Consider the following 12552-nt stretch of genomic DNA (forward strand, 5'->3'; position numbering starts at 1 on the left):
AGCACATGCTCCGGCATAAGAAAATAATACTGGGAGTTTGCGGAAGTATAGCGGCCTACAAAGCTGCGTTACTGGTCCGCTTACTCGTAAAAGCAGAAGCAGAAGTGCAGGTGATCCTGACCACTTCTGCTTCTGAGTTTATAACCCCGCTCACACTGGCCACCCTCTCCAAACGGCCCGTGCTTACCCACTTTGTGCGCGACGAAGGCGGCCTCTGGAACAACCATGTAGACCTCGGCTTATGGGCTGATGCTATAGTTGTGGCCCCGGCCAGCGCCAACACAGTAGCCAAATTTGCCAACGGCTTCTGCGATAATTTGCTTTCAGCCACTTACTTATCAGCACGCTGCCCTGTTTTTGTGGCCCCGGCCATGGACCTGGATATGTACCAGCATCCATCGGTACAGAGCAACTTTACCAAACTGCGCGGCTACGGCAACCATATTATAGAAGCAGGCTACGGCGAACTGGCCAGCGGCCTGGTAGGGCAGGGGAGATTAGCGGAGCCCGAAGAAATAATGGACGTACTTCAGAATTTTTTTGCCCGGGATGGAAAGATCGTTTAAAGGCAAAACCGTACTGCTGACCGCAGGGCCAACCTACGAACCTATCGATCCAGTCCGGTTTATAGGAAATCACTCGACTGGTAAAATGGGTTTTGCGCTGGCGGCCTGCTTTGCTGCGCGTGGCGCTAGGGTAATTCTGGTTTCAGGGCCAACCAACCAGAAAACCGACGACCCAACTATAACCGTATTACCCGTAACCACCGCCGACGAGATGTATGCTGCCGTACTGGCACATGCGGATGAGGCGGATATTATAGTTTACGCAGCAGCCGTTGCCGACTATAAGCCGAAGGTAGTAGCAGATAAAAAAATTAAGAAAGCCGGCAACGAACTGACAATAGAACTTGTTAAAAACGTTGATATAGCAGCGGCGCTGGGCAAGCAGAAAAAGCCAAACCAGTTTTCGGTGGGTTTTGCTCTGGAAACCGACAACGAAAGTGCCAACGCTGCCGAAAAGCTGAAAAAAAAGAACCTGGATATGATCGTGCTGAACTCGCTGCGTGACGAAGGCGCCGGTTTTAAGCACGACACCAATAAGATAACTATAATAGAGCCTGATAAAACCACCGCGTTTGAGCTGAAGCAGAAAACAGAAGTGGCGCAGGATATTGTAAACATAGTTTGGGACCGACTACATGGCTAAGAAACTTCTATTGCTGGTAATGCTGACGATAGCAACACTTGGAGCGAAAGCCCAGGAGCTGTTGTGCGATGTGGTAGTGAACAGCGACCAGATACAGTCTACGGACAGGCAGCTGTTTTCCGAAATGCAGACCCGCATAGAAGAACTGATGAACACCCAGCGCTGGACCAACCAATCCTATGGTGCGGAGGAGCGCATCAAGTGCCGCCTGCTCATTAACCTGACCGAAATGCCCCAGATTGGGATGTTTAAAGCCAATGTGCAGATTGTGTCGGTGAGGCCGGCTTATGGCACTGGCTACGAATCCACGCTGTTTAGTTTTATAGATAAAGACTGGACCTTTGAGTACACCAACGCCCAGCTGCTGCAGTACGCCGACAACAACTATAGTTCTAACCTGACCTCGATGCTGGCTTTTTATGCCTACATGATCATCGGGATGGATAACGACAGTTTTGGCAGACTTGGTGGCGGACAGGCCTTTGACAAGGCGAGAAGCGTAGTGAACCTGGCCTCGTCGCAGGGCACGAACTACCCGGGTTGGAAAGCCTTTGACAGCAACCGCAACCGTTACTGGCTGATCGATAACATGCAGGACCCGCAGTTTGCACAGTTCCGCGAAGGCTTGTATAAAATGCACCGACTGGGCCTGGATGTGATGGCCGAAGACCCGGAAAAAGCCCGCAAGAATGTGCTGGAAGCGCTGCAGGAAGTACAACGTCTGAATAAGCAAAAGCCCGGCTCCGCTATCGTTCGCTCATTCTTCGATGCCAAGTCGGATGAGCTGCTGAACATGTTTAAAACAGCGCCGCCGGCAGCCAAGCAAACGGCCTATACATTACTGACCGAAGCCGACCCAACCAACCGTACCAAATACGATCAGCTGCTCAAACGCTGACACTTTAGAATCTCAGGTAAAGCGCGTATCTTCACGGAAGCTAAACTATAGTTTAGCCAGCAATTACATGGGCAAGCGCCAGATACGAATCCCCGGAATTAAACTACAGGAACATGTGATGGAACTGCTCACGCGGCCGGCCGTGCAGGTGGTTTTGCGCAGCAGAGTAGTGGTAACAGGCAAGCTGCTGCATACCGCACCCGAAACTATAACCCTGCAGGATATGCGCCAGAGCAAACACGTATTACCAACAAACCAGATCCAGGAAATTATTTACGATATAGAAGCTGCCTGGTAACTATAGTTTATTTTGCGATCCGGCTTAACTTTAAATCCTGAAACCGGCATAAACTATAGTTGCGGCTGGTAAAAAAAATAACAGAATTTCCGAACTTTCGGGTAGGCATAATGTCTTACATCTTAAGTTTATAGTCCCGAGCATCAATCTATGTTAATAGACCTTAAAATAAAGAATTACGCGCTGATCGAGCAGCTGGAGATGCACCCATCGCCGGTACTTAATATTATAACCGGTGAGACCGGTGCCGGTAAATCCATTATGCTGGGCGCTATTGGCCTGCTGCTGGGCAACCGCGCCGATACAAAACTGCTTTTTAACCAGGATCAGAAATGTGTGATTGAGGGCGTTTTTGATATTTCGCAGTACAACCTGCAGGAAATTTTTACGGCCGAAGACCTGGATTTTGATAACACCTGCATCCTGCGCCGCGAGATAAGCCCAAGTGGTAAGTCAAGAGCTTTTGTGAACGACACACCGGTAACGCTGGATGTGATCCGCAAAATTGGTGAGAACCTGATGGACGTGCACTCGCAGCACGATACGCTGCAACTGGGCGACACCAGCTATCAGCTGAACATCCTGGATATTTATGCGGGCAACACCTCGCTGGACATTTATGCCGGAAACCTGTCGTACCTGAAAGCTTACAGCGAAACCTACCGTACTTACAAAAAGCTGGAGTCGGACTATAAGAAGCTGGAAGACCAGTTGGCACAGTCGCAGAAGGAGCTGGATTACAATACCTTTTTGCTGAACGAGTTTGAAGAAGCCAACCTGCAGGCCGAAGAACAGGAAGCGCTGGAAGAAGAGCTGAAGCAACTTGAGAATGCCGAAGACATCAAACTGAAGCTGACGCAGGCAGTACAAAGCCTTACAGAATCAGATTTCAACATCACCTCTGCACTTAAAGATACCTCGTACCTGATTGGCCAGTTAGCGCAGTTCTCTCAGAAATACGAGGAACTGAAATCGCGGGTGGACAGCGCCCTGATAGAGCTGAACGACATTGCCGGGGAACTGGAAGATGCCGAACGCAAAACCGAAGCCGATCCGCAGCGCACCCTGGAAGTGCAGGAGCGCCTGAACATGATCTATACCCTGCAGCGCAAGCACCAGGTACAAACTATAGCCGAGTTACTGGCAATTCAGGAAGAACTATCGGCCAAAGTAGGCAACGTGCTTAACCTGGACACAGCCATCGCCAAAACCAAGAAGGAGATGGATGCAGCCTACCAGGAGGTGTTGAAAAAAGCGAAGGAGCTATCGGATCGTCGTCAGGCTTCGTTTGCCAAATTTGAGCAAGAGTTACACAACCTGGTAGCCGACCTGGGCATGCCGAACGCGCGCATTGTTATCCAGCACAAAGAGGCCCAGCCGTCTGCCACCGGCACCGACGAGATCAGTATCCTGTTCAGTGCCAACAAAGGGGCGCAACCGCAAACGCTGGTAAAAGCCGCCTCAGGTGGTGAATTCTCTCGTCTGATGCTGAGCGTAAAATATATGCTGGCCGATAAGACTGCGCTGCCAACTATAGTTTTCGACGAGATAGATACAGGTATTTCCGGGGAGGTAGCCGTAAAAGTAGGCCGAATGATGCAGCAGATGGCCCAGAAACACCAGATCATTGCCATTTCGCACTTACCGCAGATTGCCGCACAAGGCGATTATCATTACTTTGTGTACAAGGAAGACCGCGAAGACCGCACCATAAGCCGCATTAAGCAGCTGAACGAAGAAGAGCGCGTGAACGAGATTGCCCACATGATTGCCGGTGCTAACCCAAGTGCCAATGCTTACCAAAGTGCAAAAGAGTTGCTCTCGTTGTAAACATAAACTATAGCAAACCCTTCTCCTGAACAGAGAAGGGTTTTTTACTTCAGGCGATCGGCTGCAGGCGTACAAAAATGCGCGCCAAACTATAGCAGCCGTTGGTTTTGTATCTTGAGTTGTACTTAGTTATTGCTATATTGCCGTGTAATTCCGGGAGCTTATCGTTTGCATCGGGAATTCTGAAAAAGGAACAAAATTAACTTGATAAAGAAATGTCCAACAATCTTTTAAAAGGAAAGAAAGGAATCATTTTCGGTGCGCTGGATGAAAAATCTATAGCCTGGAAAGTAGCCATGCGCGCGCATGAAGAAGGAGCAGAGTTTGTACTGACAAATGCCCCGATTGCCATGCGTATGGGCGAGATAAACAAACTGGCCGAGCACTGCAATGCGCAGATCATTCCGGCTGACGCTACATCGGTAGAAGACCTGGAAAACCTGTTTACGCAGGCGCAGGAAATACTGGGTGGTAAGATCGACTTTGTACTGCACTCTATCGGCATGAGCCCGAATATCCGTAAAGGCAAACCCTACAATGACCTGAACTATGAGTGGTTCCTGAAAACACTGGACATTTCGGCTATTTCGTTCCATAAAGTAATGCACGTAGCTGAAAAGCAGGATGCCATGAACGAATGGAGTTCTATCGTTGCCCTGTCGTACATTGCAGCACAGCGCGTATTCCCGGATTATACCGATATGTCGCATGCCAAGGCAGTACTGGAGTCGATTGCCCGCAACTATGGCTACCGTTTAGGCCGCAGCAAAAAAATCCGTGTAAACACTATCTCTCAGTCGCCAACTAAAACTACGGCCGGTACCGGTGTAGGTGGTTTCGATGCGTTCTTTGATTATGCCGATAAAATGTCGCCGCTTGGCAACGCCCCGGCCGATGCGTGCGCTGATTACTGCGTGAGCCTGTTCTCGGACCTGACCCGCTACGTAACCATGCAAAACCTGATGCACGACGGCGGCTTCTCATCTATGGGTATCTCTGAGGATATCGTGGAGATGATCTCTAAGTAGATTTGAAGATTTGGAGATTTGAAGATTTGAAAATGATCTTCGCACACTGAATAAATAAAAATGCCCGGCTATAGTTTAGCCGGGCATTTTTGTTTTATAGCCCTCGCTCGCGTCCCGCGAGTGTGATCTGCCCACGGTCTCTGGCCGCGCTAAACTATAGCAGCGGCGTTTCAAATTTATAGTTTCCGGGGCATCTTCAAATCTCCAAATCAACTATCCTCGCGATGAACGGAATTTATGTCGAAGGCTGGGATGCAGACTGACCAGTACTCGGTTTCTTCATCAAACGGATTGGCGTAGCGAATGCGGGTACCAGCTTTTATAAGAATGGTTTCGCCGGCTTTTACCTCTACTTCTTCGCCATCGATCTCTATGAGTTTCCGGCCGCGGGTAACGATGGTTATCTCATCAAAATCGGGAGTCTGGTGTGGTTCGCTCCAGTGTGGGGGCGCTACCATGTGGGCTACGCTAAACGCATCGGTGCGCGTAGATGCATGCCCGAAATGTTCTTCTATCAGCTTGCCATCGGTGGTTGGCACCCGGAACGGCTTTGTCTGCTTGATGTATCTTTTCTCGCTCATCTCTCTCAAATGTAAGCTTAATTCTGGGTAGGGCATTCGCCTTTAACGAAGGAGGTAACCCCGGCATTGATGGCAACACAGGCGTTACCATACGTTTTGTTGTCGCAGCCGCAAACAGGGTCGTACTGCATGGTGCAAATAGCGTCCGGGTTAATCTTGGTCGGGTCGATGCAGGCGGTTTGCTCTTTGGTGGTTTTGCAGCCACCAAGGCCGGCAATAAAAGCCAGCGCGAGCAGGGTAACAGATTTCTTCATAGTTATAGTATAAGTAAAGCGTTAGGCTCAGAAACAAAGCGGTTGGTATACCCGGGTTAACTAACAAGTATAGTAGCCGTATGTTATTCTGAAGCGCGAAAATACAAATTATTGTAGGAGTATACGCCTTTATTTCAAAGTTGGAGACTGCCTGCTTTGCCGGCACTTCCTGAATAAATAAATCATCGAAAATAAAAATGGATAAGAACGGAAAGATTCTGATGGCCACGCTCACTGGAATAGGAGCGGGCATTGTGGCTGGTATTATGCTGGCACCCGACAACGGCAAAACCACCCGCGAAGGCGTGATGCGTAGCCTTAGCAAATCGAGCGACGAGCTGAACAAAACCATGAAGACATGGCTGAGCAAAATCAGAGGTACACAAACCAACGAAGACGAAGAACTGGTAATGCACGGCTCCTGGGACGATGTGAAAAGCCAGCTCCGCGAGAACTATGACGAGATTACAGAAGACGACGCAGGCACAACTACAGGCAATAAATAAGGACGTTACGGGATTGATTTAGCAACAGTATAGGGCGGTTTTGGTAGTGTACGATAAATAATAATGCTATTCTGTAGTATAGATATAACTAAATGCTATATTTCGACGTTATCAGAACACACATATTGTGAAAAAACTATATCAATCGTAAAATAAAAATACTACTATGAAGGACAATAGCGGAAAAATATTGTTAGCTCTGCTGGCTGGCGCAAGCGCCGGTGTTATTGCTGGTTTAATGATGGCCCCTGACACAGGCGAAGCTACCAGAACAAGTGTAAAAAAATGGGCCTCTAAAATGAGCAAAGATCTGGAGAAGAACCTGCAGACTGGCTTAGATGAGATCAAAAACATGAAAGCGAGCGCTATGGATAAATTTGGTGGCTCGAACTCAGGTAATACAGGTGGTGCCGGCAAAACAACTGGAAATACCACTGGTGGCACTACTACTGGCGGAACTACAACCGGTGGTGGCAATGCCTGATTTTTTGCAAGTACCGGGTGCTGCCCGGGCCGGAGTAGGTAATACTCGCTGAGGCGGCCCTTATGTACCTGTTACTGTTTAAAGCGCCTGCTCCGTTTACGGGGCAGGCGCTTTATATTTTTAACTTTAGTGCAAGCAGTTCGTTTATACTAAGGGAACACGCATTACCGTTTACTAATTTTAAGATTAAAAAAACTATACCTATGAAAACAAACATGGATAACAGATCATTGGGGGAGAGCAGATCGAACTATACTAACTCCAATGTAAGAACAACATCCCAGAGCACGACCCCTGCTTCGTCCAATAACTGGAGAAGCAACTACGACAGATCATCATCGTCTTATTCAGGCAGCAGCGAGCGTGACGCCCTTGGCCACAGAACTCCTGCCAGAACATCATCCTACTCATCTGAAACTACAAAGCGCAAAGGCACATCCGGCGGGAAAGTAATTGCCGGTGTATTGGCAGGAGCAGGTGTAGGTATACTTGCCGGTATTTTGCTGGCTCCCGAAAAAGGAAAAGACTTACGTAAGCAAGTAGCTAACTCAGCCTCGCGTATCGGCGATAGGGTAACCAAGAGCTTTGGCAGCACCAAAGACAAAGTAAGCTCCTGGACAAACAAGAGTAATTCTGGCTCAGAGCCAAGCCGCATGAACCATTACCAGAACCTTACTAACCAGAGCAGCACTGAAGTAAACACCACAAACACCGACCCTGCTTTAGGCCCGACAGGTGGCACCAATATGCAGCGTTGCCTGTAACAAACTATAAACTATAAAAAACGCCCCGCAGTAATGCGGGGCGTTTTTGTTTTAAACTATAGTTGCAGCTATTGTTAGTCTGCTTTCTCATCTTCTTTTTTATCCTTATTCTCCGGCTTCATTTGCGGGAAGAACAGCACATCCTGGATAGAATTAGAGTTGGTCATGATCATGGTTAAACGGTCGATACCAACACCTAAACCTGCGGTTGGCGGCATACCATACTCCAATGCTCTCAGGAAGTCTTCATCCAGCGCCATGGCTTCTACGTCGCCACGCTTGGCAAGCTCCAGCTGCTCTTCAAAACGGGCACGCTGATCAACAGGGTCGTTCAGTTCAGAGAAGGCGTTGCATATTTCTTTACCGTTACAGATTGCTTCGAAACGCTCTACCAAGCCTGGCTTGCTGCGGTGCTTTTTGGCCAGCGGGCTCATCTCTACAGGGTAATCGGTAATGAAAGTTGGCTGAATCAGGTTTGGCTCAGCAGTTTCACCGAAGATCTCATCAATGATCTTAGCTTTACCCATAGTTGGATCTACATGGATGCCCAATTTTTGAGCAGCCTGGCGCAGTTCCGGCTCTTCCATGTTCGAAATATCGATCTTGGTGAAGTGCTCGATGGCTTCGTACATGGTGTAGCGCTTCCATGGGCGGGCAAAGTTGATCACGTTCTCGCCAACCTGAACTTCTGTTTTACCGTGCAGGGCAAGGGCAACTTTCTCTACCATTTCCTCCACCAGGTCCATCATCCAGTTGTAGTCTTTGTAAGTAACGTAAAGCTCCATCACCGTAAATTCCGGGTTGTGGAAACGGCTCATGCCTTCGTTACGGAAGTCTTTGGCAAATTCGAACACGCCATCAAAGCCACCAACTATAAGGCGCTTTAAATATAGTTCGTTGGCAATACGCAGGTACAGCGTCATGTCCAGCGTGTTGTGATGCGTTTTAAACGGACGAGCCGCTGCACCACCATGGATAGGCTGCAGGATTGGCGTTTCCACTTCCAGGTAACCTTTCTCTGACAGGAAGTTACGCATAGTGCTAACCAGCTGCGTACGCTTCTTGAATGTCTCACGCACATGCGGGTTAACTATGAGGTCTACGTAACGCTGACGGTAGCGCAGCTCAGGGTCAGTAAAGCCGTCGTGCACAATCTCGTTGCCATTCTCATCAATCTCACGCTTAACTATAGGCAGCGGACGCAACGATTTAGTAAGCACTTTCAGTTCTGTAACGTGAACAGAAATCTCACCTACCTGTGTAACGAACGCATAGCCTTTGATACCGATAAAATCACCGATGTCCAGCATTTTTTTGAATACCGTGTTGTACAGGTCCTTATTCTCGCCCGGCGCAATGTCGTCACGTGAAACATAAATCTGGATACGGCCCGTGCTGTCCATCAGCTCTGCAAAAGATGCCTTACCCATAATGCGGCGGCTCATTAAACGACCTGCCAGCGTTACTTCCTGGTAGTTGTTCTTATCCTTATCGAAATTCTCCTTTATCTCTTTGGCAGTAGCCGTAACTTCAAATGTTTCAGATGGATAGGGGTTGATACCCATTTTCTCCAGCTCTTCGCGCTCATGGCGGCGGCGCAGTTCCTGTTCGCTTAGTTGCATGCGATTTATTACTAAAATTGACGTCTAAAAATCAAGCTGCAAAATTAATGAATAATTGTGAGAGTTTGGGAGTGTAGGAGTTAGAGAGTTTAGGAGTTAAAAAGTTTGTCTGAATCAGGGTTTAAGGATTTACTGGATTTCTCAGTAAACTATAGAACGATAACTGAAACTATATCAAAGGCAGAAATTCCCCTCTAGGGAGGGGTAGGGGTGGGTTAATGCTGTAACTATAGAACGCTACTGCCATTGTATATCTGTCCCTGCCGGGCCAGTTGAGTTATAAACTCAACCCTATAGTTAGACACGGGTTACAAACCCGCGCCAGCGAATTGTGTGAACTATAGCTTCAACTATAAAACTATAGCCAAGCTCCTTTCCCTGTTCTTAGGGGAAAGTTGGGAAGGGGTGAATTCCATAAAAAACTCCTGCCAGCACAAGCCAGCAGGAGTTTCGGAAAAGTAAAAATGGAAAATCTTAGGCAGCTGCGCCGAGCTGGTAATCTTCGTCGGGGCGCAGAAGTGGTTTTATAGTTTCCTGTAACCTTGCCGCAACAAACGAGTTTTGCAGATGCTTCGGTAGCTCCTTTACAAAAGCTTCGTACTGCTCAATGCTCATAGCCTGTGCCACGTACGCTTCGTGTATGCCATTCAGATAGCTCACAATCTCCAGTAGCGATTCATGGAACAGTTTAAAGTCGATCTCAGCCTGCACAAAGCGCTCGATCTCGCGGTGTGAGCTGGAAATGCGCAGTCGTGCCATCAGGTCGAACAGTGAAGTATAACCAATGCGCCACGTTAACTGCTGCCAGTGCTGTGGTCCAAACTTCTGCAGCACCTCACCTGTTTTGCTGCTACGTATGGCAGTTGTCGGATTGCCCTGCACATTCTGGCGAATAGCTTTGGCTTTCATGCGGCGCGTCGTTCTCAGGAACTGCCCGATCTGTGCCTGTGCTTCCAGCTCTTTACCTGCTATCTGTAAGCCCGGCTTGTAGTGTGCCAGCGGCAAACGGTGAATGTTAAAATCGTCGAAATGGCCGGATGCATAAAAGCTAATAGCGTGCGGGTAGGCATTCTTCACCACCAGGCGGCCAGCTTCGCGAAGCACCAGAGCATCGTTACTGGAGTTTACACCGCGTGTGCGCAGAAATGCTTGTAGTCCGGCAAACACAGTGTAGTAAGCCTGCGGGAACGTCCAGTGCAGCGCATTACGCATATACGCTTCGTCGCCGAGCTCAGCGGTAGCACGCAAGGCATACTCGGTGCTCCAACTGTTCAGCAGCAAACGCTTTACAGCTTCAATGTCTTTTTCGGTAAGCTCCGGCTTGGCTTCCCTGAAGAAAGCAAGCTGCTCCAGGCCATTGCCGGTTGTGTTTTTTATATGGTAATTGATCGCAAAAAAGTAGTTCAGAAACACCTGTGCCGGTATGGATTTCTGCCACTCCTTATCTTCCTGCTGCTGCTCTCCAGCGTACAGGGCAACAACGTTTTCTTCTTCTTTCTCTTTCATGTATACTCAACATTTCAGAGCACTTATCAGTTGCAAAAAAAGCAGTTTTTTACTATTGTAAAAGTAATTTAATTGACTGTAAATCAGTGAGCTGTATATTGTTTTGTGAGAAAGTTTTCGTGTGCTGTAAATCCCTGAAAAAGAGCCTGTAAGCAACTATAAAATCTGTGGTATAGTATTAAGAAAACTATAGAGATAAACTATAAATTATGGAGCTTTCCTACATCCTGAACGAGCTTGGCGAAGACCGCGAACTATACTATAATTCTGTGGCGCCGCCCATTATCCAGACCAGCAATTTTGCCTGTAAAACCGTGGCCGAAATGCGTGAAATGCTGAAGCACGAACCGGACGTTTATTTCTATACACGCGGCAACAACCCCACGGTAACCATGCTCGAAAAAAAGATGGCAGCCCTGGAAGGAGCGGAGCATGCCATTGCGTTTGGTAGCGGTATTGCAGCGGTATCTGCAGCGGTGCTATCGCAGGTAAAGGCCGGCGACCATGTGGTGTGCATTAAAAAGCCATACTCGTGGACCAACGCCCTGATGCAGCGGTTTTTGCCACGCTTTGGAGTAGAAGTAACGATGGTGGATGGAACAGATGCCAACAACTATAAAAACGCCCTGAAACCAAATACCAGACTACTCTACCTCGAAAGCCCCAACTCGTTTACCTTTGAACTACAGGATATTGAAGCTATAGTTGCCATTGCCAAAGCCCATAACTGCAGCACCATCATCGACAACAGTTTTGCCACACCGCTTTTCCAGAACCCACTGGCAATGGGTGTAGATTTAGTGGTGCACTCCTGCACCAAGTACATTGGCGGGCACTCGGATGTAATGGGCGGCGTTATCTGCGGGAAACACGATACGATAAACAGGATTTTTGTACAGGAGTACATGACCCTGGGCGCTATCCTTGATCCGCATGCAGCGTGGCTTCTATTGCGTGGCCTGCGTACGCTGCCCGTACGTATGGAACGCATTGCCGCTACTACCCGAAAAGTGGTAGAATACCTGAGCCAGCACCCGAAAGTTGACCAGATCCTGTATCCGTTCCTGGAAACAAACCCGCAGTATGCTCTCGCCCAGAAGCAGATGCGCAGCAATACCGGCCAGTTCACCATAACCCTGAAAGCAACTAAAATTGAACAGGTAGAGCAGTTTTGCGACACTCTCAAACATTTTTTAATGGCGGCCTCCTGGGGTGGTCACGAATCACTGATCTACCCGGTGGCTGCATCTTATGCCGAGGGCAACTATAAATCGAGCCTGCCTTTTACTATGATCCGGTTTTACATAGGTCTGGAAGATGCTGATTACCTGATACGCGACTTAGAGCAGGCGTTGGAGATAGTATAACAGCAGGTAAATACAACTATAGGTAGTAATATATAGAGCTTGTACTTTGCCAACTATAGTTGTATTTTTTACAGTATTTGCTTTTTGCTATAATAATATCACATCTACATAACATATAGTAACTGCTTAATTATTAGATTTGTGTTATGCATCAGCTCTGCACAGATCTAATTACCTGTTTTGGCATACCCTGTGCCTGTGGGCC

Annotated in this window: 14 protein-coding genes; 10 read left to right on the forward strand and 4 right to left on the reverse strand. The window is 48.1% G+C overall.

Going from position 1 to position 12552, the window contains the following annotated elements; genetic code table 11:
- The first annotated feature begins 5 nt into the window (after positions 1–5).
- From H7F15_RS19635 to H7F15_RS07460, 6 genes are all read left to right on the forward strand, one after another.
- A complete protein-coding gene (locus H7F15_RS19635) occupies positions 6–566 on the forward strand; it encodes a flavoprotein (protein WP_370523487.1) in 561 nt (186 codons plus the stop codon).
- Complete coding sequence (coaBC, locus tag H7F15_RS19640; RefSeq protein WP_370523488.1) at positions 550–1209, forward strand: bifunctional phosphopantothenoylcysteine decarboxylase/phosphopantothenate--cysteine ligase CoaBC; 660 nt, start codon at positions 550–552, stop codon at positions 1207–1209. Before H7F15_RS19635 ends, coaBC begins: the two co-directional genes overlap by 17 nt.
- A complete protein-coding gene (locus H7F15_RS07445) occupies positions 1202–2107 on the forward strand; it encodes a DUF4835 family protein (RefSeq protein WP_185196347.1) in 906 nt (301 codons plus the stop codon). Before coaBC ends, H7F15_RS07445 begins: the two co-directional genes overlap by 8 nt.
- Before the next feature lie 67 nt (positions 2108–2174).
- Positions 2175–2405, forward strand: a complete 231-nt coding sequence (locus H7F15_RS07450; RefSeq protein ID WP_185196348.1) for a hypothetical protein — start codon at positions 2175–2177, stop codon at positions 2403–2405.
- Positions 2406–2555: 150 nt separating this feature from the next.
- Entirely contained in the window at positions 2556–4235 is a 1680-nt protein-coding gene (recN, locus tag H7F15_RS07455) for a DNA repair protein RecN (protein WP_185196349.1), read from the forward strand.
- 215 nt (positions 4236–4450) lie between these two features.
- Positions 4451–5263, forward strand: coding sequence for an enoyl-ACP reductase (locus tag H7F15_RS07460; protein ID WP_185196350.1), 813 nt, complete (start codon positions 4451–4453; stop codon positions 5261–5263).
- A gap of 209 nt (positions 5264–5472) precedes the next feature.
- Here the strand turns inward: H7F15_RS07460 and H7F15_RS07465 are convergent, their stop codons facing one another.
- Positions 5473–5844 (reverse strand): cupin domain-containing protein, encoded by a 372-nt coding sequence (locus H7F15_RS07465; RefSeq protein ID WP_185196351.1) that lies wholly within the window; start codon positions 5842–5844, stop codon positions 5473–5475.
- A 17-nt stretch (positions 5845–5861) separates the two neighbouring features.
- Positions 5862–6098 (reverse strand): Kazal-type serine protease inhibitor domain-containing protein, encoded by a 237-nt coding sequence (locus tag H7F15_RS07470; RefSeq protein ID WP_185196352.1) that lies wholly within the window; start codon positions 6096–6098, stop codon positions 5862–5864.
- 197 nt (positions 6099–6295) lie between these two features.
- On the opposite strand from H7F15_RS07470, the gene H7F15_RS07475 reads away from it, so the two are divergent.
- From H7F15_RS07475 to H7F15_RS07485, 3 genes are all read left to right on the forward strand, one after another.
- Entirely contained in the window at positions 6296–6604 is a 309-nt protein-coding gene (locus H7F15_RS07475; RefSeq protein ID WP_185196353.1) for a YtxH domain-containing protein, read from the forward strand.
- A 166-nt stretch (positions 6605–6770) separates the two neighbouring features.
- Positions 6771–7088 (forward strand): YtxH domain-containing protein, encoded by a 318-nt coding sequence (locus H7F15_RS07480; protein ID WP_185196354.1) that lies wholly within the window; start codon positions 6771–6773, stop codon positions 7086–7088.
- A gap of 203 nt (positions 7089–7291) precedes the next feature.
- Positions 7292–7852, forward strand: a complete 561-nt coding sequence (locus tag H7F15_RS07485; RefSeq protein WP_185196355.1) for a YtxH domain-containing protein — start codon at positions 7292–7294, stop codon at positions 7850–7852.
- Between the two features lie 74 nt (positions 7853–7926).
- On the opposite strand, the gene lysS is transcribed toward H7F15_RS07485, so the two are convergent.
- Positions 7927–9474: a lysine--tRNA ligase gene (gene lysS, locus H7F15_RS07490; protein ID WP_185196356.1), complete on the reverse strand. Its 1548-nt coding sequence runs from the start codon at positions 9472–9474 to the stop codon at positions 7927–7929.
- 474 nt (positions 9475–9948) lie between these two features.
- Positions 9949–10980: a hypothetical protein gene (locus H7F15_RS07495; RefSeq protein WP_185196357.1), complete on the reverse strand. Its 1032-nt coding sequence runs from the start codon at positions 10978–10980 to the stop codon at positions 9949–9951.
- A 209-nt stretch (positions 10981–11189) separates the two neighbouring features.
- Here H7F15_RS07495 and H7F15_RS07500 point away from each other — a divergent pair, with 209 nt between their 5' ends.
- Complete coding sequence (locus H7F15_RS07500; protein WP_185196358.1) at positions 11190–12347, forward strand: PLP-dependent aspartate aminotransferase family protein; 1158 nt, start codon at positions 11190–11192, stop codon at positions 12345–12347.
- The last annotated feature ends 205 nt before the right edge of the window (positions 12348–12552 follow it).

The sequence above is a fragment of the Pontibacter sp. Tf4 genome (assembly GCF_014212495.1).
Classification (GTDB): domain Bacteria; phylum Bacteroidota; class Bacteroidia; order Cytophagales; family Hymenobacteraceae; genus Pontibacter.